Raw genomic sequence first — 25731 nt, 5'->3', positions numbered from 1 at the left:
CCTCGCCCGATGACGAGGCATCCTCGCGAGTCCTCGAACGAACGCCGGCTGGCCCATGGGCTGTCCGCGACCGGTGTCGCCGGCCTGTTCCTGCTGCTGCGGCTGTTCGCGGTCACCGATTACGACTGGAACGCCGCCTTCTCGCTACTGGGCACGCTCGGCATCGGCGATGTCGCCGCCATGGTGGTCGGCACCCTGATGGCCAGTCCGCTGCTCGGCGGGATCGCCCTGTCGGTGTTGCTGCCGGAGGCGGTGATCCATCAGATCCGGCTCGGCAGACCGAGCTGGACCAACGCGGGCAATCTGACCTGGCTCGTCGTGATCGCCCTGTTCACCGGCGCGCTGGTGTGGACCTACCGGGTGTGGTGGGTGCTCATCGTCGCCGGTGTCCTTGGTTTGGTGCTGTTCGGGCTGCTGCGGGCGGACAAGCGCAATCCGGAGGGCGCGAAGTTCGCGCACTGGTTCGTCGGCAGTTCCGCGCTGATCGTCACGCTGGCCGCCCTGATCCTGGCCGCGACCGTGCAGGTGCCGTGGGTTTCGCGGGAGCACATCCAGACGAAGAACGGCGTCGTCGACGGGTATGTGATGGAGAATCCGCCCGGCTTCCTGAAGGTATTGCTCGAAGACGGGCGCGAGATCGTCATCATCGATACCGCCGACGTGACCGGTCGCGAGGAAATCGACCCGGAGCCGTGAGACCGCCAAACCGGGCGATACGGCAGAGTGTGTGAGCGTGCAGCTCATTCTCGTGCGTCACGCCCAGCCCGAACGCGTCATCGGGGACACCACCGCCGCCGACCCCGGCCTGACCGAGATCGGCGGCCAGCAGGCCGACCGCGTCCCCGCCGCGCTCGCCGCCCACGAGATCGCTCGGATCGTCAGCAGTCCGCAGCGGCGGGCCCGCGACACCGCGGCCACCACCGCGGCCGCGCGCGAACTGCCCGTCGATGTCATCGACGACCTCGCCGAGTACGACCGCGACCTGCCCGCCTACATCCCCATCGAAGACGCCAAGACCGATTTCGCCGAGGCCTACGCCCGGATCAAGGCAGGCCTGCTACCCGAGCAGATCGACGGCCCCGCCTTCACCGCCCGCGTCCTCACCGCGATAGACGGCCTGGTCGCCGCCGCGGCCCCCACCGACACTGTCGTCGCCTTCGCCCACGGCGGCGTGGTCAACGTCCTGCTGGCCGACATCCTCGGCCTGGACCGCCCGCTGACCTTCCCGATCGACTACTGCTCGGTGACCCGAATCCTCTACTCGCGCACCGGCTCCCGCACCGCCGCCACCATCAACGAAAACGGCCACGTCTGGGACCTGCTCCCCCGCAACCTCTCCCGCACACACCCCTGACCGATCACCCCAACCGCGCCCGCCCGACCGGAGGGGCCGTCGGCGGCCGTCCCGCCGGCCAGGCACCGTGGGCGTACGCGACAAAGGAGCAAGCCACGGCGCCTGACGGACGACACCCGAGGGACCGCCGACCAGAGTGGGCCGACGTTCCAAACCAACCACGCACGCCCGACCCCTAGGGAGGGCAGGCCGACGAAGTCGGCCGTCGGCGGCCGTCCCGCCGGTCAGGCGCCGTGGCGTACGCGACGAAGGAGCAAGCCACGGTGCCTGACCGGCGGGACCCAAGGGGCCGCCGACTCGAGCGCGCCAGCGCTCCAAAAACTCAAGCCTGCTGGGCGATCCAGTTGTGCATCCAGGTGATGGCGGTCTGGCCGCCACCCACGGGGTAGCTGCCGTAGAGGGTGTGGGCCTGGGAGCGGTAGAAGCGCTCCAGGTCCTTGGCCCGCTGCTGGTTGGCCGCCTCGGAGAGCTGCGCCTGCAGGGTCGGGACGCCGCCGTGGGCCATCAGGTCGTTGACGATGGCGCCCGCCTCGATCTGGTAGCGCCACATGTTGGCCGGGTTGGCGTCCGAGCTCTGCGCGAGGAAACCGGCGAAGCGGGTGACGAAATCGTCGGTGGCGGTGGCGCAGTACAGGTCGTCGACGGCGCAGATGGTGCGCACGCGGTCGCTGATCCAGCCGAAGCCACCGGGCCGCGCGCCACCGGCGCCCGCGCCCGCGGCGATCGGGCCGACCTGCACGTCGGTCGGCGAGCGGCGCGGATCGGAGATCAGGCCGACGGCCTTGACCTTGCCCGGCGCGATCGGGCTGACGCCGGTGCCGATTTCGGCGGCGAGGTCACCCGCCGCGTCGGCGCCCTGGCTGTAGCCCACCAGCGCGATGTCGGTGTCGCCGCACGCGGCGAGCTTGGCGGTGATCAGTCCGCGCGCGGCGTCGACCGCCTGCTTCTTGGACTGACCGTAGACGTCGCCCTCCCACGGGAACGCGGTGGCGGCGTAGGTGACATAGTCGACGTCGGTGTTGCGGGGCAGCCCGTTGGTGACGCCGGAGAGCATGCCGGGGCCGGGGGCCTTGTCGTGGCCGGTTTCCCAGGTGCCCGGGATCGCGACGACATAGAGACTCGGGCAGCCCGGCGCCGCCGCCGCACTCGTGCTGCCGACCATGACGCCGGTGGTCATCGCCGCGGCCGCGCCCAGCGCCGCAACAACCTTCTTCAACCGCATACCGCTCCAGTTCAACCTTGCTCGATACAGAGCAAACCCCGATAAGTCCCTGTCAAGGTGGGTGAACCCGGCTAGTGGCCATGCTGTGTCTCACCCAGACCTCGCCGCGAATCACAATAGGCGGACGAGCCCGCTGATGCCACACGACGACTCGTCCATGTCCGATTTCCGACAGTCGGCTTCGACACAGGCTGCGCGGGATGTCGGCGGCCACGCGGAGTCGCCGACACTCGCCTCCGCCGCGGGGTGGAACTCACACCTCCAGATCTTCCTCGATGCCCTTGAGACGGTGCCGAGCCATGGCCAGATTGGACCGGCCGCGATCGAGCGCGAGGTAGAGGAACAGACCCTTGGACTTGCGGCCGGTCATCGGTCGGATGACGTGGTACTGGGTGCCGAGGGTGATGAGCACGTCCTCGATGTCCTCGTTGAGGCCGAGCTGCTCGATGGTGCGCATCTTCGCGCGGACCACCTCGGTGTTGCCCGCCGCGGCCACCTGCAGATCGAGCGCCTTGGTGCTGCTGAGCATTCCGAGCGCCATCCCGCTGCTGTAGTCGACGACGGCGGCGCCTATCGCGCCTTCGATCACCATCATGTCCTTCAGTGCCAGGTCCATGTTCGACATGTCTTGCCTTTCAATCGGTTTCTTCCTTGGATTGCGCCGCCGCCAGGTGTTCGGCGATGGCGCGCGCCACCGGTCGCGACTCCAGGTGGAGCCGGCCGACGTTCACTTCCGGGCCGGCGAGCACGGTCAGCGAGGTGTAGCCGGCGGCGTAGATCACCACCTGCCCCTCGGTGCCGAGCACGACGACCTCGTTGAATCCGCCGCCGTGCGCCGTGGTCGCGAGCCGATACGACAGCGACAGCTGCGCGGCCGCCATCGCGGCCATGCCGGCGGGTTCGATGTGCGGGGGTAGGTCGTGTTCGATCAGCAGCCCGTCGCTGGAGGCCACCACCGAACCAGTCAGGCGGGGGACGCGCTCCCGCAACGACTTCAGTTCGGCCAATACGGCCGTGTTCCGTTCGGGCACCGGCATCGCCACCTTCGTCCTTCCCCTCCATTCACCGAGCAGCTTCTTCCGCACGGTCACGCAAGCTCCTCCAACGCCGCCCTGAGCCGGATGAGTACATCGCAGTCGACCTGTCGCCAGCGCTCGGGTTCGTACGGTGCCGCGCCGGTGCGGTGTCCGCGATGCCGGGCGGGTGCGGTCGCTTCCTCGTCGACCGCGTGCCGACCGGTTCGCTCGCCCGTCCCCGCGTACACCGGGCGGGGCGGACGAGCCGTTCCCCCGCCGCCGAGCGCGGGCGGGACCCGCCTCGGCAGCGCGGGCACGCCTGTGGAAGGCACCTCCGGTGCCGAATGCCGATGGCGCCCAGTGTCTTCCACGGGTGCGGGCGCCAGCGTGAGGTGCCGCACGGCCGGTGGCGACTGGGGCGCGTCGGCCACGGCGGGCTCCACGACCGGTTCCGCCGCCGCCGGGTCGGGTTCCTGGATCAGCCCCGCGGTGGTGAGGTCGCGCACGGCGACCAGGCAGCCGTAGGTGGTGCGGCCCAGGTCGCGGGCGATCTCGGCGATGCTGCGCCGCTCGTCGGCGGCGGCCAGCACCTCGGCCTGGCCGCCGGTGAGCACCACCCGATGGCGGCGCACCCGGCGCGCGGGGACCACCGGCACCGCGGCGACGAGGTCGGCGGGCCAGGGACCCCACTCCGAATCACTGCGCCGGGCGCATTCGTGCAGCAGCGTATGCGGCGCCACTCGGCAGACAGGGGCGAGCCAATGTTCGGGCGCGGGCAGGAATTCCGGCTCGGCGGCCGAGGCGAGCAGAAAATAGGCGGCGTCGAATACCGACAGCAACGCCAGGGTTTCCAGTCGTGGCCGGTGCAATAACGGACCGGGATCGCCCGCGCCGGCCCGGCGCCAGTCCTCGGCCGTGGCCACACCCGCCTCGACCACCAGCCGGTCCAGGCCGATGGTGCGCCGGCAGCCCGCCGAGGCGATCGCGCCGCGCGCCAGATGGAATTCGCCGTCCCCGGCCCGCAGTACCCCGGTCGATCCCTGTTCCTCGAGCCGGTGCAATTCCTCGGCGAGGGCCAAGCTCATCGATCGCCGCCCGTCAGTTCCTCGAGCGCGGCACGGAGCTGATACCGGGCCATGCCGAGATTGCCGGTGTCGCCGTCGAAGACGACATGGACGAACAGCCTGCCGTCGAAATCACCCTCGACCAGGTGCAACAGGTGGAAGCCACCGGTGCGGCAGACCACGATCTCGGTGATGTCGTCGTCCGCGCGTCCGGTCGCCAGCGCCGAACACCCGAGCGCGGCCCGCACCACATCCGTGGTGCCCGCCGCATCCTCGTGTTCGTCGACGATGTCGTGCACTCCAGCGGCGGCGATCGCCAAACCGCTGGCCCCATCCACCAGTGTCACGCTGCACGCACCGGGAATATCCATGATGCGTTTCAGGCAGCCGTCGAGAGAATTCACACGCCCCGGCCTGTCTTCGAGAGGTTATCGGAACGTGACGCTATACCTCCCGGCAAATTCCCGCACGCCGAACGCCGGAAAATTGCTGCGCCCCATAATGTTTGCTGAGGTTTGCTGGAAAACCGCTCGGTATCAATACTTTTGGGTAACTTCGCGCCGGTTCGCTGCCCGGCCGATAAACCCGGTGCTCAACCACCCTAAATGGATCGGCGACCATCTCGCGAACATCACGAACAGAACGCGACGAATCCACGAACCGGTCGGTTCGTCAGTAGTGTTCGCTCAGCCGGCGGCGCGGCGGTACCAGGACTCGGCCTCGCGGTGCGCGCCCTGCGACTCCAGGAGCGCGGCGAGATTGGCCATGGCGCGCGGGTGGCCGAGATCGGCGGCACGGCGGAAGCAGCGGCGCGCCTCGGTGAGGGCACCGCGACTCCGCAGCAGCATGCCTAGGTTGTTGACGGCGTCGATGTCGCCGTTGTCGGCGGCGTCGCGATACCAGGCCTCGGCGTCGTCGAGACGATCCTGGTCCTCGCACAGGCGGGCGAGGTTGTACATCGCGTCGACATTGCCCGCGAAAGCCGCGTGGTGGTACCAGGTTTCGGCGCCGCGCCGGTCACCGCACTGGTAGAGCAGGGTGGCCAGGTTGTACATGGCGTTGACGTTGCCCGCCGCCGCGGCCCGGCGGTACCACGACTCGGCCTCGTCGATCTCGCCGAGCTTGTCCAGCAGCACGGCCAGGTTGTTCATCGCGCGGGTGTGCCCGGCGGCGGCCGCCCGGCGGAACCAGTGCTCGGCCGCGTCGAAATCGCTGTGGTCGTAGTAGATGTTGGCCAGATTGTGCATGGCGGTACCGTCACCGCGCTCCGCGGCGCGATGCAGGCTCGCCATCGTTCCCGGCGGTAACGGCACAGCTCCCCCTCGGATCATCACCGGTTACACATCGATAACGGAAGTGTATGTGCTGCACCGGAGATCAGCCACGTCGTTTGCTCGGGTACCGAACTCCTTGTGGGCGAACGGCGTTCAGTCCCCTACGCATACCCTGGGCAAACGACGAAGGCGCCCGCGGACTCGGAAGTCCGCGGGCGCCTTGATGGTTCGTGCGTCAGCGCTGGGCGACGGCGGTCGGCGGGATCGGCGCGGGCAGCGCGGTCTCGCCTTCCAGGAACTTGTCCACCGCGGACGCCGCGGCGCGGCCCTCCGCGATCGCCCACACGATGAGCGACTGGCCACGGCCCATATCGCCGGCGACGAAGACGCCGGGGATGTTGGTGGCCCAGTTCTTGTCCCGCTGCACGTTGCCACGGCCGTCGTAACCGACGCCGAGGTCGGTCAGCAGGCCCGGCTTCTGCGGGCCGACGAAGCCCATGGCCAGCAGCACCAGGTCGGCCTCGAGGGTGAAGTCGGTGCCTTCGACCTTCTCGAACCGGCCGTTGGCCATCTTGACCTCGTGCGCCTCGAGACCGGTGACCTTGCCGTCCTTGCCGACGAAACGCTCGGTGTTGACGGAGAACACGCGCTCGCCGCCCTCCTCGTGCGCCGAGGACACCCGGTACATGAGCGGGTAGGTCGGCCACGGGGTGGAACCGGCGCGCTCCTCCGGCGGACGGGGCATGATCTCGAACTGGTGGACCGATTCGGCACCGTGGCGGTGCGAAGTGCCCAGGCAGTCGGCGCCGGTGTCGCCACCACCGATGATGACGACCTTCTTGCCCTTCGCGTGGATGGGCGGCAGGCCGTTCTCGTCGGTGATGTCGTCGCCGAGCTGGACGCGGTTGGCCAGCGGCAGGAACTCCATCGCCTGGTGGATGCCGTCGAGCTCGCGGCCCGGGATCGGCAGGTCACGCGCGATGGTGGCGCCACCGGCGAGCACGATCGCGTCGAAACGCTCCCGCAGCTCCTCGGTGGTGATGTCGACACCGACGTTGACGCCCGGCTTGAAGATGGTGCCTTCGGCCTCCATCTGCGCGAGGCGACGGTCGATGACCGACTTCTCCATCTTGAATTCCGGGATGCCGTAGCGCATCAGACCGCCGATGCGGTCGTCGCGCTCGAACACGGTCACGGTGTGGCCCGCCCGGGTCAGCTGCTGGGCGGCGGCCAAACCGGCCGGGCCCGAACCGACGACGGCGACCTTCTTGCCGGTCAGGCGGGTCGGGTACACCGGGGTGACCCAGCCCTCGTCGAAGGCGTTCTCGATGAGCTCGACCTCGACCTGCTTGATGGTGACCGGTTGCTGGTTGATGCCGAGCACGCACGACGCCTCACACGGAGCCGGGCACAGGCGGCCGGTGAACTCCGGGAAGTTGTTGGTGGCGTGCAGGCGGTCGATGCCCTCGCGCCAGGCACCCTTGTACACCAGGTCGTTCCACTCGGGGATCAGGTTCCCCAGCGGACAGCCGTTGTGACAGAAGGGGATACCGCAGTCCATGCAGCGGCTGGCCTGCTTCTGCAGGGTGTCGTGCGAGAACTTGTCCTCGTAGACCTCTTTCCAGTCGAGCAGTCGCAGCTCGACCGGTCGGCGGGTGGGCAGTTCCCGTGAGGTGTGCTTCAAAAATCCCTGTGGGTCAGCCACGAGCCGCCTCCATGATCGCTTCGTCCACGTCCTTGCCGCTCTTCTCAGCTTCGGAGATGGCGAGCAAAACCTTCTTGTATTCGCGGGGCATGACCTTCACGAAGTGGTTCACCTGCTGGGACCAGTCGCTCAGGATGCGTTCGGCGACAGCCGAACCCGTTTCGTCGCGGTGGGTGGTGATGATGTCGCGCAGCCAGGTGAAGTCGTCACCGGAGAGCTGCTCGATCGCCTCGGCCTGATCCGGGCTGACGCGCGATGCGAGCGTGCCCTCCGGGTCGTAGACGAAGGCGACACCACCGGACATACCGGCGCCGAGGTTGCGGCCGGTGCCACCGAGGATCACCACGCGGCCACCGGTCATGTACTCGAGCGCGTGGTCGCCCACACCCTCGACGACCGCGGTGGCGCCGGAGTTACGGACGGCGAACCGCTCGCCCGCCACACCGTTGATCAGGATCCGGCCGCTGGTCGCGCCGAACATGATCACGTTGCCCGCGATGATGTTGTCCTCGGCGACGAAGCCCTCCGGCGCGGTGAGCGCCGGGCGGACCACGATGTGGCCGCCGGACAGGCCCTTGCCGACGTAGTCGTTGGCGTCACCCTGCACGCGCAGCGTGATGCCGGCCGGGACGAACGCGCCGAAGCTGTTGCCCGCCGAACCGTTGAAGGTGATGTCGATGGTGTTGTCGGGCAGGCCCGCGCCACCGTAGAGCTTGGTCACCTCGTGGCCGAGCATGGTGCCGACCGTGCGGTTCACGTTGGTGATCTTGGTTTCGATCTTGACCGCCTGGCCACGCTCGAGCGCGTCGGCGCTCTGCGCGATCAGCTCGTTGTCCAGCGCCTTGTCCAGACCGTGGTCCTGGGTGCCGGTGCACCGGGTGTCCTGGTTCATGAACGCCGTCTCCGGCATGTCCAGGATCGGCGACAGGTCCAGCTTGGCGGCCTTGAAGTGCGCCTTGGCCTTGCTGGTGTCGAGCAGGTCGACGCGGCCGATGGCCTCGTCGAGCGTGCGGAAGCCCAGCTCGGCGAGCAGCTCACGCACCTCCTCGGCGATGAACAGCATGAAGTTCTCGACGAACTCCGGCTTGCCGGAGAAGCGCTCGCGCAGCACCGGGTTCTGGGTCGCGATGCCGACCGGGCAGGTGTCGAGGTGGCACACGCGCATCATGATGCAGCCCGAGACGACCAGCGGAGCGGTCGCGAAACCGAACTCCTCGGCGCCGAGCAGGGCGGCGATCATCACGTCGCGACCGGTCTTCATCTGACCGTCGACCTGGACCACGATGCGGTCGCGCAGGCCGTTGAGCAGCAGGGTCTGCTGGGTCTCGGCCAGGCCGAGCTCCCAGGGGCCACCCGCGTGCTTGAGCGAGGTCAGCGGCGAGGCGCCGGTGCCGCCGTCGTGGCCCGAGATGAGCACGACGTCGGCGTGCGCCTTGGACACACCGGTGGCGACGGTGCCGACGCCCGGCTCCGCGACGAGTTTCACGTGAATCCGCGCCTGCGGGTTCGCGTTCTTCAGATCGTGGATCAGCTGCGCCAGGTCCTCGATCGAGTAGATGTCGTGGTGCGGCGGCGGGGAGATCAGGCCGACGCCCGGCGTGGAGTGCCGCACCTCGGCGACCCACGGGTACACCTTGTGCGCGGGCAGCTGGCCGCCCTCGCCCGGCTTGGCGCCCTGGGCCATCTTGATCTGGATGTCGGTGGCGTTGGTCAGGTAGTGCGCGGTGACGCCGAAGCGACCCGAGGCGACCTGCTTGATCGCCGAACGACGCCAGTCACCGTTCTCCTCGACCTCGAAGCGGGCCGGGCTCTCGCCGCCCTCACCGGAGTTCGAGCGCGCGCCGAGGCGGTTCATCGCGATCGCCAGGGTCTCGTGCGACTCGGCCGAGATGGAGCCGTAGCTCATCGCGCCGGTCGAGAACCGCTTGACGATCTCGGCGGCCGACTCGACCTCGTCGATCGAGATCGACTCGCGCTGACCGGTCTTGAACTTGAACAGGCCACGCAGCGCGGCCAGCCGCTCGGACTGGTCGTCGACCAGCTTGGTGTACTCCTTGAAGATCGAGTACTGACCGGTGCGGGTCGCGTGCTGCAGCTTGAACACCGTGTCCGGGTTGAACAGGTGGTACTCGCCCTCACGACGCCACTGGTACTCGCCGCCGACCTCGAGCTCGCGGTGCGCGCGCTCGTTGCGGTTCTCCAGGAACGCGGTGCGGTGGCGGATGGCCACCTCTTCGGCGATCTCGTCCAGGCCGATGCCGCCCAGCGGCGAGCGCAGGCCGGTGAAGTACTCGTCGACCAGATCCTGCGCCAGGCCGATGACCTGGTACAGCTGGGCGCCGTTGTAGGAGGCGAGGGTGGAGATGCCCATCTTCGACATCACCTTGAGCACGCCGTTGCTGGCCGCGGTGCAGTAGTTCGCGACGGCCTTGCGGAAGTCGGCGGCCAGGTCACCGGTCGAGCCGGGGATCTGCAGCGAGCCGCGCTCGAGCATGTCCTCGATGGTCTCGAAGGCCATGTACGGGTTGATCGCGGCGGCGCCGAAACCGACCAGCATCGCCATGTGGTGCACCTCGCGGGCGTCACCGGCCTCGACCACCAGGCCGACCATGGTGCGGGTGCGCTCGCGCACCAGGTGGTGGTGCACCGAGGAGGTGAGCAGCAGCGACGGGATCGGCGCCAGCTTCTCGTTGGACTCACGGTCGGACAGCACGATGATCCGCGCGCCGCCGTCGATGGCCGCCGACACCTGGGTGTTGATCGCGGCCAGGGCCTTGCGCATGCCCTCGCCGCCCTCGGCGACCGGGTACAGACCGCGCACGACCACCGAGCGCAGGCCGGGGTGGCTGCCGTCGTCGTTGATGTGGACCAGCTTGGCCAGCTCGTCGTTGTCCAGGATCGGCTGCTCGAGCGCGATCTGCTGGCACGACTCGGGGCCGGGGTGCAGCAGGTCGGCCTCGGGGCCGATGTTGCGCTTGAGGCTGGTGACGACCTTCTCGCGGATGGCGTCCAGCGGCGGGTTGGTGACCTGCGCGAACAGCTGGGAGAAGTAGTCGAACAGCAGACGCGACCGGTTCGACAGCACCGCGATCGGGGTGTCGGTACCCATCGAGCCCAGCGCTTCGCCGCCGGTCTTGGCCATCGGGGTGATCAGCAGGTTCAGGTCCTCGGTGGTGTAACCGAAGATCTGCTGACGGATCAGCACGCGGTCGTGCGACATGTGCACGTGCGGACGGTCGGGCAGGTCGGCCAGGCGGCTCACGCCGGCGTCGAGCCACTCCTGGTACGGCTGCGCGGCGGCCAGCTCGGACTTGAGCTCGTCATCGGTGACGATGCGGCCCGCCTCGGTGTCGACCAGGAACATCTTGCCCGGCTGCAGGCGGATCTTCTGGACCACGGTGGAGGGGTCGATGTCGAGGACGCCGACCTCGGAGGCGAGCACGACCAGGCCGTCCTCGGTCACCCAGATGCGACCGGGGCGCAGGCCGTTGCGGTCGAGCACGGCGCCGATCTTCTTGCCGTCGGAGAAGCAGACGGCGGCGGGGCCGTCCCAGGGCTCCATCAGCATGGAGTGGTACTCGTAGAACGCCCGCCGCTGCGGGTCCATGTTCTCGTTGCGTTCCCAGGCCTCGGGAATCATCATCAGGATCGCGTGGTGCAAGTCGCGGCCGCCGAGGTGCAGCAGCTCCAGCACCTCGTCGAAGCGCGCGGTGTCACTCGCACCCGGCGTACAGACGGGGAAGATCTTCTGCAGCCGGTTCTTGCCCGCCTCGTCCTTGCCGAAGACGTCCGAACGCAGCAGCGCCTCACGGGCGCGCATCCAGTTCTCGTTACCGGTGACGGTGTTGATCTCACCGTTGTGGGCGACCCGGCGGAACGGGTGCGCCAGCGGCCACGAGGGGAAGGTGTTGGTGGAGAAGCGCGAGTGCACGATGCCGATGGCCGACTCGACGCGCTCGTCCTGCAGGTCCAGGTAGAACGCGCGCAGCTGCGGCGTGGTGAACATGCCCTTGTAGATGAAGGTCTCGCCGGACAGGCTCGGGAAGTACACCGATTCCTTGCCGACGGTGCCCTCACCGGGGCCTGCCTTGCCGAGCTCGTGCTCGATCCGCTTGCGGATGACGTAGGCGCGACGCTCCAGGTCCATGCCGGAGAGCTGCTCGGCGGAGTTCTTGGGCGAGCCGATGAAGATCTGCCGGAAGGTCGGCATGGCGTCGCGGGCCAGGGCGCCCAGCGAGGACTCGTCGATCGGCACCTCGCGCCAGCCGAGCACGGCCAGGCCCTCTTCGGTGACGATCTTGTCCACGCCGTAGGCGGCACGCGCGGCCTCACGACGGGCCTGGGGCAGGAAGGCGATGCCGGTCGCGTAGGAGCCGACCGGAGGCAACTCGAAGTCGACGATCGCGCGGAAGAACTTGTCCGGGAGCTGGATCAGGATGCCCGCGCCGTCGCCGGAGTTCGGCTCGGCGCCCGCGGCACCGCGGTGCTCCAGGTTCAGCAGGGCCGTGATGGCCTTGTCGACGATGTCTCGACTGCGTCGTCCGTGCATGTCGGCGACGAACGCGACGCCGCAGGCGTCGTGCTCGAATGCCGGATCGTAGAGCCCGGTGGCACCGGGTGACCTGTGGCCAGGAAGTTGCGTCATGCCTCTGCCTTCAAGAAAGTCGGCTGTCGATGAGATCGGCCGCTCAGCGAGCTGAGTTGGGCCCTTCGTCGTTTCGCCTCCGTCAAGACTGCGTCCGTACGATCCGAAACCAGCGGCGATGATGGTTTGCGGCGTGCAGTCACGTCTCCAGTTGTCCACCCGCTTCGTTGACGTAGTGGGTGCTCAGAGGTAACGGAACGCTTACACATCCCTTACCTCCGCGCGGGGGTTCACCCGCTACTCTTGGCCCGGTTTCACCGGACCCCGAAACAGGTGGTTGTACCGAACAGGGGTGCGTTCGGCGTAAGAGCAAACGATAAGTCAGACCGCAGACCCAACCAACTAAGGTCGTGCTAAGAAACCTGTCTAGCTGGGGTTTGTAACGGCGGCATGCTTCGTCGCGCGCGTCGTCCAGTGTAAAGCAGAGCGAGGGCCGGATCGATCCCGGACAACCCGCGCCGACCTGCGCGAACACCGTGGCGAAGCAGGCCAGAACCGGCTGCCGACCCAGGGCCGAAAGCTGAACTCACCTGCACCGCAGCAGAATTCCCCGACAATGCCCAGGTCAAACCTGTGCGCTCCGCTAACCGGGACGGAAGCGGTGAGATATTTCCGACAGCGGCCCCGACGTGGCATCGCAGTGATCCAACCGTTCGGTCTGTATCGAGTTTGTGTGCCACAGCACACCTCTGGCTAATTCTGGAACAGTGGCGTTCGCCACAACAGGGGCTCTACCAACCGGTAGGTACGAATCGCCGACGTCGACACGCCGGGCGGGCCTGGGCATCCAGCCCGCGCCACCGACTCGCACCGATGCCGGGCTCCTACTACTGTGAGGCTGACCACAAGGGGGTCGTCGGCACTCGGTGTGTCGGGTCGCTGCCTGTCACGCTGACACAACGAATCCATGACAGTTTCGCCATGCCCAGTGGAGCGCACGACCCGGGGAGAACCTATGACCGGCACACTCACCTGGCTCGGCGGAGGCCTCGCCTCGCCCCGGCGCCGGGATCCCGAAACGGGCTCCGACCTGGCCTACAACCATGAACAGGGCGGCTACGTCGTCACCGGTGCCGCCGTGCTGTTGTTCGCCGCGGTCGCCGGGATCGTCACCGCCGCCGCCCTGGCCGCCGCCGACGGGATCGGCGCGTTCGCCATCGTCGCGCTCGCGCTGGTCGTCGCGGTGGCCGCCGCCGCGCTGGGCCGCGCGCTGGCCACCACCAGGCCCGGCGCCGCCGACCGCGCGAGCACCGCTGCCAGGATCGGCGTCGGCGTGCTGGCCGGCGTGCTCGTCGCCGAACTGGCCTCGACCGTGCTGCTCGGCGGCACCGTCGACCGGGAGCTGGACGTGCGCGCGCAGGCGAGCGCCGAGAACGCCCCGGGCGTGGTCGCCGCGCGGGCCGAGTTCGACCGGGCGAGCGCCGACCGGGCCGCCCTGGACGTGAGCATCGCCAAGGCGCAGGCCGATATCGACCGCGCGCTGGTCATCGCCCGCTGTGAGTACAACCCGACGCCGGAGTGCCCGCAGACCAGGATCACCGGCGTCCCCGGCCGCGGTCCCGAGGCCCAGACGGCCAACGACATGCTCGACGATTCCCGCAGGCAGCTCGCCGCCGCGCAGGCCCGCACCGATCAGCTCGACCAGCAGGTCCGCACCGAGACCGCCGAGCTGGCCGCCGCCCGCGCCACCGCGTTCGCCGAGGCCGACCGGGGGCTCGGCGCCCGCTGGCTGGCCATGAACGGCTACACCGCCGACCACGCCGGGGCCGCCGCGCTGCGGGCGCTGATCCTGCTGGCCGGGGTCCTGCTCGCCCTGCTGCCCCTGCTGCTGCGCTGGTGGCGCGGGGAGACCTCGCTGGACCGCCGGGTCGACGCCGAGGAGGTGGCCGACCGGGCCCAGCGCGAGGCCGACGCGGCCATCGCGGTGAAGCGGGCCGAGGTGCGCACCGAGGCGGCTGCCCTGCGCGCCGATCACGAACTCGCCGCGGCGCGCCTGGCCATCGAGGCCGATACCGTCATCGATCGAGAACGTCAGCGCACCAGGATCATCGCCGCCATCGGCGGCTTCGAGCTCGGGATCACCGAGCCGCATCGAAAGGACGACTCCGTGGCTCTGGAGCCGAACGTCTCCCAGCAGCAGCTGCCCGCCGGGTACCTGCCCACCGCGCTGCCCGCCGCCGCGCCGCAGACCGGTGCGCTGGTGCCGGCCCAGCCGGTCGCCGCCGCGCCCGCGCAGGCCCCGACCGGGGGCGGCGGACTCGAGCTGCCGATCATCGGCACCGTGCCGTTCACCGACACCGCCGCCCGCTGGATCCGTCCGCTGGTGCCGTCCTTCGTCGCCAACGCGATCGACTCGGCCACGCACCCGCTGCGCACCGCGCGGCAGGCGTTCGAGGAGGTCGAGGAGGTCACCTTCACGCTGCGCCGCAGCCGCAAGGTCACCGTCGACACCCAGGATTCGCAGGCCCAGCAGCAGATGATGGCGCCGCCCGGCTACCAGCTGCCGGGTCAGCCCGCGCAGGGCTACCTGCCCGCCGGGTACCCCCAGCAGGGCGCACCGCAGTACCACCCGTACGCCCAGCAGATCGCCTCGACCGTCGTCGACGCGCCGTCGACCCGGTACCACCCGGACCCGCGCCAGTACCAGGCCGCGCCGACCTACACCGCGCTGCCCGCCGGCCAGGGCAACACCCTGCCGACCGCGGACGGCTACGGAGAACTCCCCGGCGGCAACGCCAACGAGCTCCCCGGCGGCGATCAGCGTCAGCTGCCGCCCGCGCGCTGAGCGTCGGGTCGGACGGTTCCCTCGCGGGCGTCCGACCGACCCCGCCGCCGAGGCGACCTGACGACAACCGAGCCGCCGTGGGGCCGGATCGACACCGGCCCCACGGCGGTACTCACGCGCGGGTGTTCTTCGTCCGCACCGCGCCGTAGGCGGCGCACAGCAGCACCGCGACGATGCCGAGCACCGTCAGATGGATGCCGCTGACGAACGCCTGATTCGCCGAGGACAAGAACTCCTGCGCCACCGCGGCCGGCAGCTCCCGCGCGACCTCGACCGCGCCGCTGAGCGATCCCGATGCCGTCGCCACCGCGTCGTCCGGCAGCAGGGACAGATCGAGCCCGCGGCGGAAGATCGCCATCACGGTGCTGCCGAGCAGGGCGACACCGAGCGCGAGACCGGTCTCGTAGGCGGTCTCCGAGATCGCCGCCGCGGCACCGGCGCGTTCCGCCGGCGCCGAGCCGACGACCAGGTCGGCGGCCACGGTCATGGCCACCCCGGCGCCGAGGCCGATGCCGACGAAACCGAGCACGAACGCCTCGGCGCCGCTGACCGCGTCGACCAGGAGGAAGGCCGCCGCGCCGAACGCGGTGACCACCAGCGCGCCGGCCAGCACGACCGCCGCGCGCCAGCGCCGCACCAGCCACGCCGCCGCGAGCGAACCGAGCACGCTGGCCGCGAGCCCGGGCAGCATCAGCAGCCCGGCCTCCAGCGGCGAGCGACCGAGCACCAGCTGCAGGTACTGCGAACCGAAGAACAGCACACCGGCCAGCGCGAACACCGCGAGCAGGTTGGTGAACACCGCGACGCGGAACCGGGGCAGCGCGAACAGCCGCAGGTCCAGCATCGGATCGGCCAGGCGACGCTGCCTGCGGACGAACAGCACGCCGGCGAGCACACCGGCCAGACCGACCAGCAGCGCGGCCACGGTCGGGCCGTGCGCGGCGGTTTCCTTCACCGCGTAGACCACGGGGACCAGCGCGAGCATCGACAACACCGCGCTGAGCGCGTCGAACCGGCCCGGGTTCGGGTCGCGCGATTCGGGGATGAGCAGCGGCGCGAGCGCCAGCAGCACCAGCATGACCGGCAGGTTCACCAGGAATACCGAGCCCCACCAGAAGTGCTCGAGCAGCCAGCCGCCGACCAGTGGACCGGCCGCGGCGCCACCACCGGCCATCGCGCTCCACACACCGATCGCCAGGGTGCGCTGCCGCGCGTCCTGGAACATCGAGCGGATCAGGCCCAGCGTGGCCGGCATCAGCGTGGCACCGGCGACACCCTGCAGTACGCGCGCGGCGATGAGCATCTCGGGCGAGACCGCCCAGGCGGCCAGCGCCGAGGCGATGCCGAAGCCGACGGCGCCGATCAACAGCAGCCTGCGCCTGCCGATCCGGTCGCCGAGGTTGCCCATCACGACCAGCAGGCCGGCGAGCACGAACGAATAGACGTCGATGATCCACAGCAGCTGCGGGGTGCTCGGGGCGAGGTCGGCGCTGATCGCGGGCACGGCCAGGTCGAGCACGGTCGCGTCGACGGCGAGCAGCAGGAGGGCGAGGGCCAGCACACCGAGGCCCGCCCACTCGCGCGCGGTGGCGCGCGGCGGGGCGGCGGCGGTGGTGACAGGGGTGTTCATCGGTTTCTCGACTTTCTGAGTTGGTAAACCGTCCAGACGGTACAGTAACAGAAAGACCGTCCAGACGGTACAGTGATCGCCGTGAGCCCCGGCACCCGCGATCGCATCCTCGACGCCCTGGAGACCCTGCTGCTCGAACGCGGCGCGGCCCAGATGACCCTCGACAACGTCGCCGCCGCGGCGGGCGTATCCAAGGGCGGGCTGCTCTATCACTTCAAGAGCAAGGACGCCCTGCTCGTCGGCCTGGTCGAACGACTCGGCGACCGCGCCGGCACCCAGCTCGCCGAGATGCGGGCGAACGGCACCCCGGTCGCGGAGTGGTACCTCCAGACGCCCGACCCCACGACCCAGGCCGACGCGGTCGAACTCGCGCTGTACCGCTCCCTGCTGGCGACCATGCGCACCATCGACGCCTCGGCGGGGACCGACCCCGACGAGGTGCAACGGGCCCTCGACGGGGTCATGACGGCCTGGTCGGACGGCCTCGACGACGAGGTGGACGACCCCGTCCGCGCCGACACCATCCGCCTGGTCGGCGACGGCGTCTACCTGCGCGCCCTGCTCGGCCTGCCGCAGCTCGAGCCCGCCCGCTACCGCGCGGTCGTGGATCGGCTGCTCGAGCGCTGAGCACAACAATCTCAGTGGACATGTGTACTCCGAACCGATTCCGGACCGGACCGCGCGCACATATCCGCCGACCGTGGTCAAAAACCGACCACTGACTGGTCATATAGCACGGCCCGTTAATCAGTGACCTGGGCTACACATTGTGGCAACTCACGACACTCGGTTTACAGTGCGAGAGTGATCCACAGCAACGGACCGAAGGGCGCGGCGCCGTGGGGCTCACCGCTGCTCGGTCCGGTCGAGGAGAAGTCGTCCATCCGGCGCGTCCGCGTGCAGCTGCTGCTGACCGTGCCGTTGCTCGTGGCCAACCTGATCGGCATCACGATGATCGTGGTGCTCGCCGGGTTCGTGCTGCCCGGTCCGACCGTCTTCACCAGGCAGCTGCTGCTGATCAACGCCGTCTTCACACCGCTGTGCGCGGTCCTCGCGCTGGCGATCGGCACCGTGTGGGGCACCGTCGCCGGCCTGCGCACCATGCGCTGGGCCACCGACCCCGACCACGTGCCGACCCCGCCCGAACAGCGGGTCGCGGTGTCGGCGCCGCGCTGGATGGTGTTGCAGCAGGCGGTGCTGTGGTCCCTGGCGCTGGTCACGCTGACGATCGTCTACGGCGTGGCCGATCCGGCGCTGATCCCCAAGGTCGGGCTGTCCATCGGCGCCGCGGGCATCGTGGTGTGCGCCAACAGCTATCTGATCGTGGAATTCGCGCTGCGGCCGGTGACCGCGCGGGTGCTGCAAGCCGACCCGCACCGGCGCCGCGGCATCGGCGTGTTCGGCCGGACCATGCTGTCGTGGCTGGTCGGCGTCGGGATTCCGGTGGCGCTGTCGATGATCGTCGCGGTGTGGGCGCTGGCCGACCCCGCGGTGAGCAAGGCCAGGCTGGCGGTCTGTGTGCTCAGCCTCGGCGGCTCGGCGCTGCTGTTCGGGATGTTGCTGATGGCCCAGGTCGTCGCCGCGACGGTCGCCCCCATCAAAGGTGTGCGCCAGGCGCTGCGCCGGGTGGAGGACGGCGATCTCGACACCGAGATCACCCTTTACGACGGCACCGAACTCGGCGATCTACAGAGCGGTTTCAACCGGATGGTGCACGGCCTGCGCGAGCGCGCGCTGATCGAGGACCTGTTCGGCAAGCACGTCGGCCACGACGTGGCGATGGCCGCGATCGCCTCCCGGCCGGTGCTCGGCGGCACCGAGACCGAGGCCGCAGCCCTGTTCATCGACATCATCGGCTCGACGACGATGGCCGCCACCCGGCCCGCGCCCGAGATCGTCGGCATCCTCAACCGCTTCTTCGACATCGTCGTCGACGAGGTGGAACGCCATGGCGGCCTGCTCAACAAGTTCGAAGGCGACGCCGCCCTGGCCGTTTTCGGCACCCCCGCTCCCCTGCCCGACCTGGCGGGCTCGGCTCTGTCCTGCGGCCGCGCCATCCAGCGCCGACTGCGCGACGCCTCCGACCTGAACGCGGGCATCGGCGTCGCCGCGGGCCGGGTCGTCGCGGGCAATGTGGGCACCCACAACCGCTATGAGTTCACCGTCATCGGCGACGCGGTCAACGAGGCGGCCCGCCTGTGCGAGCTGTCGAAGAACTACGACGAACGCCTCCTCAGCTCGGCGACCACCCTCGCCCGCGCCGCCGCCACCGAGACCGCCCACTGGGACCTCGGCGAAACCGTCACCCTCCGAGGCAGACTCACCCCCACCCAGCTGGCCCTACCCAGAATCTCGGCGCGCACCCCGGACCCCACCGCGACGAACGCACAGTCGACGACCGACGTGCGCTGATCCGGACCACCTCACCCGACCCCCACGCCCCGACCCCGACGAGGGGCAGACGACGCGGACGGCCGCGACACGAGCGCGCCGGTGCTGCGACAACCCGGCTAGACTCGCCGACGTGCGTCCCGCCGTCGAAGCGGTCGGCGCCGTCGGGGCGGGAACCGATCCGGCACCGGCGTCCGTGCCGGCGCCACCCTCTCCGCCGACGGTACCGATCCGGCCCCTGCGTTTCCGCGAACTGCTCGACGAGCCGTTCGCCCTGATCCAGGCCCACATTCGGGCGCTGTCGACCCTCGGCGCCTGCGCGCTCGTGGCGGCCGTACTCGGCGTGCTCGGGGTGACCGGCCTCGTCTCGCACTTGACCGACGGCTCCGACACGGGCACGGCGTGGGCCGCGATCCTGGCCACGGCGGCGTTTCTCTGGCTGCTGCGCCTGGTGTTGCGCGGCGCGACCGTCGCGATCACGCTCGCCGACTTCGGTGGGGTGCGCCTCGGCGCGATCGCCGGGTTGCGGGCGGCCGCCCGGCGCGCCGGTCCGCTGCTGCTCGCGCAGATCATGTTCACGCTCACCGGCATCGGGGTCCTGCTGGTCGGCAGCCTGCTGATCATCACCTATCCGCTGGCGCTGCTGTGGTTGTCGAACGTGCGGGCACGACGGTTCGTCGCCGAGCCGGTGATCGTCGGCGAGCACGCCGGATTCGGCCCGGCGATCGCCCGGTCGAAGGAACTGGTGCAGGGGGCCGATTGGACCGTGGCCGGCCTGTGGCTCACCCAGCGGGTCATCTTCGCCGTCCTCGCGGTGCCCGCGTTCGGCGTGCCCTTCTATCTGTCCGACTTCTCCGGCACGCATCGCTGGGCGTTCATCACGCTGCTGGTCGGCGGGCTGCTGCTGGTGGTGACGATCAGCGAGATCGTCGAGGCCACCAGTCGCGCCGTCTGCTACATCGACCGGCGGTGCGCCCGCGAGGGTATGGACATCGCGATCCCCGGTGAGTCCCGATGAGCGACAGCCGCTTCCCCGATCCGGCTGCCGCCGACGCCCCGCCGCCCGGCCCCGGCGCGTGGCGGCCCGGTCCGGGCGGTCCGTCCGCTGTCGACGACGAGCGGCACCTCGGCGCGACGCGACAGCTCGGCTCCGGTCCGCCGCCACCGCCCCGGCTCGGCGCGGCCGCCGAGCATCGGGCCGCCGCCGAGAACGCCGCCGCCCACCGCGACTACGACCGCGCGCTGCGGGAACGCTTCCGCGCCGTGTTGCGTGCCCTCGAGCAGGGCGGCACCCTGCCGGTCCGGCGCTCGCGCACCGCGCAGGAGACCGCCGACGACGCGACGACCGCGCTCCCGCTGGAGCAGTCCACCGAATTGCATCCGGCGGCACGCAGTTTCGACGAGGTCGTCTACGGCGGCCGCGCCGCCACCGAGGACGAGTACCGCAGACTCGAATACGCCGACCGCTACTCCCAGTCCGCGCCGCCGCCGGTCGCCGAGCCGGTCGAACTCGAGATCGCCGAGCGCGCGCCCAGGCGGCGCAGGCAGCTTCCGCCGCTGCCCGCACTGCTGCGCAGTCCCAAGTTCTGGGCGACGCTGGCGGCGGTCCTGGCACTGTGCCTGCTGCTGTACGCCACGATGCAGTCGTGCGGCGCGCCCGACGCACCGCCGCCCCCCGACGTTCCCGACCTGCCCGATCCCCCTGATCCGCCCGATGATTCGGACTACGACCCCGATTTCGGCGCGGGCAAGGACTCGATCTTCACCAGCCTGCCCGCCTGGCTGGCCTTCGGCGGGTTGCAGTTCCTGATCGCCTTCGGCGTGCTGACGTGGTGGCGGGGCCGCAGGCGCGGCGCGCTCGTCGGCGAACCGCGACCGGTCGAAGTCGCCGCGAACGAACTGCTCGCGGGCCAGGCGGGCCTGTACCGTCGCTCCGGCGATGTCGAGCACGTGGCCCGGACGCTGCGCACGGCGACGCTGCGCCGGATCCGGCCGCGCCTGGGCGCGCGCGATCTGACCGACGATCAGCTCGTCGCCGCGGCGGCCACCCGCCTCGGCGCGCCCGCTCAGCAGATCGGCACCGTCCTGTTCGGCCCGGTGCCGGACGAGACGACCCTGTATTACGTTGCCGCACACCTCGAATGGATCGAGACGGAGCTCGGATGACCGACATCACCAAGAACACCACCCCGCAGCCGAGCGCGGCGGAAGCCGGTGCGGCGCTGGCCGCCCTGCGCACCGAGATCGGCAAGGCCGTGGTCGGCAACGACCAGGCCGTGCTGTACCTGGTGCTCGCGCTGCTGTGCCGCGGCCACGTGCTGCTGGAAGGCGTTCCCGGCGTGGCCAAGACGCTGCTGGTCCGGGCGCTGGCCACCTCGCTGGCGCTCGACCACGCCCGGGTGCAGTTCACTCCCGACCTGATGCCGGGCGATGTCACCGGTTCGCAGATCTACGACCCGCATTCGGCCGAGTTCACCTTCCGCCAGGGCCCGGTGTTCACCAATCTGCTGCTGGCCGACGAGATCAACCGCACCCCGCCGAAGACGCAGTCCTCGCTGCTGGAATCGATGGAGGAGCGGCAGGTCTCGGTGGACGGACAGCCGCGACCGCTGCCGGAGCCGTTCGTCGTCGTCGCGACCCAGAACCCGATCGAGCAGGAGGGCACCTACCCGCTGCCCGAGGCCCAGCTCGACCGGTTCCTGTTCAAAGTCGACATCCGGCTGCCCGACCGCGACGACGAGTTCCGCATCCTGCAGCGGCACGCGAGCGGCTTCGACCCGCGTGACCTCGGCGCCGCCGGGTTGCGACCGGTGGCCGGTCCCGAACACATCGCGGCCGCCCGCGCCGCAATCGCGCAGGTCACGGTGAGTCCCGAGGTGCTGGCCTACATCGTCGACCTGTGCCGCGCCACGCGCAGCTCGCCCGCCGTCGCGCACGGCGCCTCCACCCGTGGCGCGACCGCGCTGCTGGCGGCCGCGCGCGCGTTGGCCTGGCTGAACGGGCGCGGCTACGTCACCCCCGACGATGTGAAGACCGTGGCGGTCCCGGTGCTGCGGCACCGGCTGCAGTTGCGGCCCGAGGCCGAGCTGGACGGGGTGAGCACCGAGGGCGTGCTCTCGTCGTTGCTGGTCTCGGTGCCGGTTCCGGTGTAGCGGCGTGGTCGTCACAGGCCGGTTCGCGCTGCTCGCGGCGATCGCGGGCGCGCTGGTGATGTTCCTGGTGCCGTCGTGGGTGGGCGTGGTCGGCGCGAGTGCCGCGCTGCTCGCGCTCGCCGTATTCGACCTCGCCCTCACCGCGCGGGCCGACACGCTCACCCTCACCCGCGATCCGCTGACGGTGGTGCGGCTCGGCCGCGGCGCCGAGGTCGAACTCGTGGTCACCAATACCGGCACGGCCACCGTGCGCGGCCTGCTGTGGGACGCCTGGCCCGACAGCGCGCGGGCCGATCACCGCGCCCATCGGCTCGACCTGGCACCGCGCACCCGCGTCCGGCTGCGCACCGCGCTCACCCCCACCTATCGCGGTGACCGGGTGGCCGGTCCCGTCACCGTGCGGCTGCTCGGTCCGCTGGGGCTGGCGGGGAGGCAGTCCCGTGTCCCTGTGCCCGCCCGGGTGCGCGCCTTGCCGCCGTTCCGCAGCGAACGGCTGCTGCGATCGAAGGTGAAGCGGCTGCACCATCTCGAGGGCCGCAATGTCGCGAACACGCGCGGCCAGGGCACCGAGTTCGACTCGTTTCGCGAGTACGTCGCGGGCGACGACGTGCGCAGCATCGACTGGCGGGCCACCGCCCGCGCCGCCGACGTCCTCGTGCGCACCTGGCGGCCCGAACGCAACCGGCACGTGCTGATGGTGCTCGACACCGGCCGGGCCAGCGCGGGCCGCGTCGGCGACGGCACGCGACTGGATTCCTCGATCGAGGCGGCGCTGCTGCTCGGCGGGCTGGCCGCGGCCGCAGGCGACACCGTCGACCTGCTCGCCTACGACCGGCGGGTGCGGGCCGAGGTGACCGGCGCGGGCGGACATCAGCTGCCGCTCAAACTTATGCACACCCTCGCCGGAGTGACCCCACAGCTTGTGGATACCGACACCACCGGCCTGGTGCGGACCGTGATCTCCCGGGTCCGCAGGCGGGCGCTGATCGTGTGGTTCACCAGCCTGGACGGCCCGACGGTCACCGAGCACCTGCTGCCCGCGCTGCCGACGCTCACCAAGCGGCACCGGGTCCTGATCGTCTCGGTCACCGACCCGGAGATCGCCGCCGCCGCCCGTGATCGCTCCACCGCCGAGGCGGTCTACACCGCGGCGGCGGCCGAGACCGTGCTGGCCGAGCGGGCGCTCGTGCAGGAATCACTGCGCAGGCGCGGGGTCGCGGTGGTCGCGGCGGCACCCGACCAGCTGCCCGAAGCACTCGCCGACGAGTACCTGGAGCTGAAGCAGTCCGGCTCCCTGTGAGTTGTGGACAACCGGAGTTGTCCCCCGTCGCTCACAGCCCATCCACCGGTTGACCAACATGTTGTGCACAGGGCCAGGTCATCCACAGGCTCAGGCGCGCGAAACCTGCTGTCGCCGAGCCAGCACCGCGCCGAGCACGTGATACGGCGGATACCCGGTCGGCACCGGGCGCTGCACAGCGGCGCACACCGCGGTCACCAGCTGGGTGCCGAGATGATGTTGCGCGGCCGGGGTGAGCGTGCGCAACCGGGTCAGATACTGGCGGACCGCACCGGCCAGCTCGTCGGACAGGCCACTCGGGTCGAGCTGGGCCGCCCAACCGCTCAGCCACGGCGGCGCGACGGCGAGCGCGGGCATCGGCAGGCTCTGCCGGGTGTGCACGACCACGGTTCCGGCGAGCACGTCACCCACCCGTCTGGCATCACGCGAACACAGCGAGCTGATCACCGCGACCGCCCCGAAGGCGCCGAGCATCCAGAAATCCACGATGGCGCCGGCCAGCCCGCGGGTCAGCGCGTGCCGGAAATCGATCGGCCCCGCGTCGGCGCGCACCACCCGCAGCCCGAAGGCCAGCTTCCCGATCGAGCGACCACGCGAGACCGTCTCGCTGCACACCGGATAGACGATGAGCACCGTCACCAGCGTGACCACCCCGGTGACGTCGTACCAGGCCGAGTCGGCGTCGGCCGCGATCAGCGCCAGCACCGCGCCGTAGGCGAGCATGAACGCGAGGGTGAGCTGGAGGCACAGGTCGAGCAGGAAGGCGCCCGCACGGCTGGGGATGCGCGCGATCGGGAGCTCGAGCGCCACCGCTTCGCCGGTGGTGAATTCAGCCATGTGGCTAGCATTCCCGATATGGACACCGATGCCTACAGCTGGGCGCATCAACGGTCGTGGCATCGGTTGGATCAGCTGGTCCGCCAGCGCAAGCTGTCCGGCGCCGAGGCCGACGAACTCGTCCGGTTGTACCGGGCGGCTTCGCAACAGCTTGCGAAGATCCAGGGTCAGCCGGCCGATCCCGATCTCGTCGCCGGGCTCAGCGTGCTGCTCGCCCGGGCCAGGGGGCGGGTGCTGGCGGCCCGATCGCAGCCCTGGCGGGAGATCGGCCGGTTCTTCACCCGGCACTTTCCCGCGGCTGTGTATCGCGCGTGGCCGTGGTGGGTGGGGGTCGCCGCGATCTTCCTCGCCGTCGCCGCTGTCATCGCGGTACTTGTGGACAACTCCGCGGCGGCCAGGAAAGCACTGGGGATACCGGAGGGCGACACCGATATCGTCACCGGACCTGGGGGAACGTTCGAGACCTACTACACCGAGCACCCCAACGACGCCTTCGCCGCCCAGGTGTGGACCCACAACTCGCTGGTCTCGGCGATCGCGTTGTTCACCGGCGTGCTGATCCTGCCCGCTGTGTACGCCCTGTTCATGAACGCGCTGAATCTGGGGATAACCGGTGGATTGATGGCCGACGCGGGCCGGCTCGAATCCTTCTTCGGCTTCATCCTCCCGCACGGCACCTTGGAGCTGACCGCGCTGTTCGTCGCGGGCGGGGTGGGGTTGAAGCTGGGCTGGACGCTGGTCGACCCCGGCCGGCGTAGCCGCGCGGCCGCCATGGCCCGGCAGGGCAAGGTGACCGCGACGGTGGCGCTCGGCCTGGTCGCGGTGCTGCTGGTGTGCGGTCTGCTGGAGGGCTTCGTGACGCCGAGTCCGCTGCCCGCGCCGGTGCGGATCGCCTTCGGGTTCGCCGCCGAGGCGGCATTCCTGTTCTACGTGTTCGGCATCGGGCGCCGGGTGGCCGAGGAGCAGGACGCCGCGGCCGCGTTGCCGCCCGCCCTGCCCGATCCCGCCGACCGTTGGCTGACACCGACCGCAAAGGCGCTGTACCGCGCCTGAACTCGCATCTGCACGTGCATTTGAACGGCAGGCAACTCTGAGCACACCTCGCCGAAACGGCGCCGGACAATCGGCAGCTACGCGAGGTTACGAGATGGTGTCGAACTCCCCCATTTGAGTTCCGCTGGCCGCAGCGAGTCGGGCTCGAGCTGCGGCCAGCGTTACCGTCAACTGTACACAATCGTTATGCCCACGCAACCCCCAACGCGCAGGTCCGGGGTACTGATTGCGAACCAGCAAACATCTGTGAAGGCACCGATTTTCACAGTCTCAGCTAACTTCCGGCGCTACCCTGAAGCCGCT

The 25731-nt window shown here is 70.1% G+C and carries 20 protein-coding genes; 10 read left to right on the top strand and 10 right to left on the bottom strand.

Annotation, left to right across the window (positions count from 1 at the left end):
- Positions 1-9 precede the first annotated feature (9 nt).
- On the top strand, positions 10-696 hold the full coding sequence (locus Q7X29_RS01795; RefSeq protein ID WP_218716110.1) for a hypothetical protein: 687 nt from the start codon (positions 10-12) through the stop codon (positions 694-696).
- 37 nt (positions 697-733) lie between these two features.
- The gene (locus tag Q7X29_RS01790; RefSeq protein WP_316573108.1) at positions 734-1354 is read left to right on the top strand and encodes a histidine phosphatase family protein; all 621 of its coding nucleotides are present in this window, start codon (positions 734-736) and stop codon (positions 1352-1354) included.
- A 322-nt stretch (positions 1355-1676) separates the two neighbouring features.
- Here Q7X29_RS01790 and Q7X29_RS01785 read toward each other — a convergent pair whose 3' ends face one another.
- The 8 genes from Q7X29_RS01785 to gltB form a co-directional block, all read right to left on the bottom strand.
- Entirely contained in the window at positions 1677-2576 is a 900-nt protein-coding gene (locus Q7X29_RS01785; RefSeq protein ID WP_218716117.1) for a cutinase family protein, read from the bottom strand.
- A gap of 253 nt (positions 2577-2829) precedes the next feature.
- Entirely contained in the window at positions 2830-3201 is a 372-nt protein-coding gene (locus Q7X29_RS01780; RefSeq protein ID WP_218716109.1) for a hypothetical protein, read from the bottom strand.
- A gap of 10 nt (positions 3202-3211) precedes the next feature.
- Positions 3212-3613, bottom strand: coding sequence for a roadblock/LC7 domain-containing protein (locus Q7X29_RS01775; RefSeq protein WP_218716116.1), 402 nt, complete (start codon positions 3611-3613; stop codon positions 3212-3214).
- 50 nt (positions 3614-3663) lie between these two features.
- Complete coding sequence (locus tag Q7X29_RS01770; RefSeq protein WP_316573107.1) at positions 3664-4677, bottom strand: hypothetical protein; 1014 nt, start codon at positions 4675-4677, stop codon at positions 3664-3666.
- Entirely contained in the window at positions 4674-4994 is a 321-nt protein-coding gene (locus Q7X29_RS01765; protein WP_316573106.1) for a hypothetical protein, read from the bottom strand. Before Q7X29_RS01765 ends, Q7X29_RS01770 begins: the two co-directional genes overlap by 4 nt.
- 348 nt (positions 4995-5342) lie before the next feature.
- The gene (locus Q7X29_RS01760) at positions 5343-5948 is read right to left on the bottom strand and encodes a tetratricopeptide repeat protein (RefSeq protein ID WP_316573105.1); all 606 of its coding nucleotides are present in this window, start codon (positions 5946-5948) and stop codon (positions 5343-5345) included.
- Between the two features lie 217 nt (positions 5949-6165).
- The gene (locus Q7X29_RS01755) at positions 6166-7635 is read right to left on the bottom strand and encodes a glutamate synthase subunit beta (protein ID WP_316573104.1); all 1470 of its coding nucleotides are present in this window, start codon (positions 7633-7635) and stop codon (positions 6166-6168) included.
- Positions 7628-12280 (bottom strand): glutamate synthase large subunit, encoded by a 4653-nt coding sequence (gltB, locus tag Q7X29_RS01750; RefSeq protein WP_316573103.1) that lies wholly within the window; start codon positions 12278-12280, stop codon positions 7628-7630. The genes Q7X29_RS01755 and gltB overlap by 8 nt, the downstream gene beginning before the upstream one ends.
- Positions 12281-13235: 955 nt before the next feature.
- Between gltB and Q7X29_RS01745 the strand changes: the two genes are divergently transcribed.
- Positions 13236-15065 carry a DUF4407 domain-containing protein gene (locus Q7X29_RS01745; protein ID WP_316573102.1) on the top strand — a complete coding sequence of 610 codons (1830 nt, stop codon included), beginning with the start codon at positions 13236-13238 and terminating at the stop codon, positions 15063-15065.
- Positions 15066-15177: 112 nt separating this feature from the next.
- Here the strand turns inward: Q7X29_RS01745 and Q7X29_RS01740 are convergent, their stop codons facing one another.
- Complete coding sequence (locus Q7X29_RS01740; RefSeq protein WP_316573101.1) at positions 15178-16695, bottom strand: MFS transporter; 1518 nt, start codon at positions 16693-16695, stop codon at positions 15178-15180.
- 81 nt (positions 16696-16776) lie between these two features.
- Between Q7X29_RS01740 and Q7X29_RS01735 the strand changes: the two genes are divergently transcribed.
- The 6 genes from Q7X29_RS01735 (at position 16777) to Q7X29_RS01710 (ending at position 23538) form a co-directional block, all read left to right on the top strand.
- Positions 16777-17322 (top strand): TetR/AcrR family transcriptional regulator, encoded by a 546-nt coding sequence (locus Q7X29_RS01735; RefSeq protein ID WP_218715860.1) that lies wholly within the window; start codon positions 16777-16779, stop codon positions 17320-17322.
- Positions 17323-17499: 177 nt separating this feature from the next.
- On the top strand, positions 17500-19107 hold the full coding sequence (locus Q7X29_RS01730; protein WP_218715861.1) for an adenylate/guanylate cyclase domain-containing protein: 1608 nt from the start codon (positions 17500-17502) through the stop codon (positions 19105-19107).
- Between the two features lie 112 nt (positions 19108-19219).
- Positions 19220-20104: a hypothetical protein gene (locus tag Q7X29_RS01725; RefSeq protein WP_316573100.1), complete on the top strand. Its 885-nt coding sequence runs from the start codon at positions 19220-19222 to the stop codon at positions 20102-20104.
- Complete coding sequence (locus tag Q7X29_RS01720; RefSeq protein ID WP_316573099.1) at positions 20101-21252, top strand: DUF4129 domain-containing protein; 1152 nt, start codon at positions 20101-20103, stop codon at positions 21250-21252. Before Q7X29_RS01725 ends, Q7X29_RS01720 begins: the two co-directional genes overlap by 4 nt.
- The gene (locus Q7X29_RS01715; protein WP_218716020.1) at positions 21249-22238 is read left to right on the top strand and encodes an AAA family ATPase; all 990 of its coding nucleotides are present in this window, start codon (positions 21249-21251) and stop codon (positions 22236-22238) included. Before Q7X29_RS01720 ends, Q7X29_RS01715 begins: the two co-directional genes overlap by 4 nt.
- 4 nt (positions 22239-22242) lie before the next feature.
- Positions 22243-23538 (top strand): DUF58 domain-containing protein, encoded by a 1296-nt coding sequence (locus Q7X29_RS01710; protein WP_316573098.1) that lies wholly within the window; start codon positions 22243-22245, stop codon positions 23536-23538.
- Between the two features lie 90 nt (positions 23539-23628).
- On the opposite strand, the gene Q7X29_RS01705 is transcribed toward Q7X29_RS01710, so the two are convergent.
- Positions 23629-24375, bottom strand: coding sequence for an RDD family protein (locus Q7X29_RS01705; RefSeq protein ID WP_218716018.1), 747 nt, complete (start codon positions 24373-24375; stop codon positions 23629-23631).
- Positions 24376-24393: 18 nt separating this feature from the next.
- Here Q7X29_RS01705 and Q7X29_RS01700 point away from each other — a divergent pair, with 18 nt between their 5' ends.
- Positions 24394-25428 (top strand): stage II sporulation protein M, encoded by a 1035-nt coding sequence (locus Q7X29_RS01700; protein ID WP_316573097.1) that lies wholly within the window; start codon positions 24394-24396, stop codon positions 25426-25428.
- Positions 25429-25731: the final 303 nt, after the last annotated feature.

Source organism: Nocardia canadensis, from assembly GCF_032656385.1.
Lineage (GTDB): Bacteria > Actinomycetota > Actinomycetes > Mycobacteriales > Mycobacteriaceae > Nocardia > Nocardia canadensis.
The sequence above is the reverse complement of the archived record's forward strand: the minus strand, read 5'-3'. Positions and strand labels throughout refer to the sequence as shown.

Bases quoted from the DNA above. Each gene is read 5' to 3' on its own strand.
- Q7X29_RS01720 (WP_316573099.1), top strand. From the start codon at position 20,101: ATGAGCGACAGCCGCTTCCCCGATCCGGCTGCCGCCGACGCCCCGCCG.
- Q7X29_RS01715 (WP_218716020.1), top strand. From the start codon at position 21,249: ATGACCGACATCACCAAGAACACCACCCCGCAGCCGAGCGCGGCGGAA.
- Q7X29_RS01700 (WP_316573097.1), top strand. From the start codon at position 24,394: ATGGACACCGATGCCTACAGCTGGGCGCATCAACGGTCGTGGCATCGG.
- Q7X29_RS01740 (WP_316573101.1), bottom strand. From the start codon at position 16,695: ATGAACACCCCTGTCACCACCGCCGCCGCCCCGCCGCGCGCCACCGCG.
- Q7X29_RS01770 (WP_316573107.1), bottom strand. From the start codon at position 4,677: ATGAGCTTGGCCCTCGCCGAGGAATTGCACCGGCTCGAGGAACAGGGA.
- Q7X29_RS01705 (WP_218716018.1), bottom strand. From the start codon at position 24,375: ATGGCTGAATTCACCACCGGCGAAGCGGTGGCGCTCGAGCTCCCGATC.
- Q7X29_RS01785 (WP_218716117.1), bottom strand. From the start codon at position 2,576: ATGCGGTTGAAGAAGGTTGTTGCGGCGCTGGGCGCGGCCGCGGCGATG.
- gltB (WP_316573103.1), bottom strand. From the start codon at position 12,280: ATGACGCAACTTCCTGGCCACAGGTCACCCGGTGCCACCGGGCTCTAC.
- Q7X29_RS01760 (WP_316573105.1), bottom strand. From the start codon at position 5,948: ATGGCGAGCCTGCATCGCGCCGCGGAGCGCGGTGACGGTACCGCCATG.
- Q7X29_RS01775 (WP_218716116.1), bottom strand. From the start codon at position 3,613: ATGCCGGTGCCCGAACGGAACACGGCCGTATTGGCCGAACTGAAGTCG.
- Q7X29_RS01745 (WP_316573102.1), top strand. From the start codon at position 13,236: ATGACCGGCACACTCACCTGGCTCGGCGGAGGCCTCGCCTCGCCCCGG.
- Q7X29_RS01795 (WP_218716110.1), top strand. From the start codon at position 10: ATGACGAGGCATCCTCGCGAGTCCTCGAACGAACGCCGGCTGGCCCAT.
- Q7X29_RS01780 (WP_218716109.1), bottom strand. From the start codon at position 3,201: ATGTCGAACATGGACCTGGCACTGAAGGACATGATGGTGATCGAAGGC.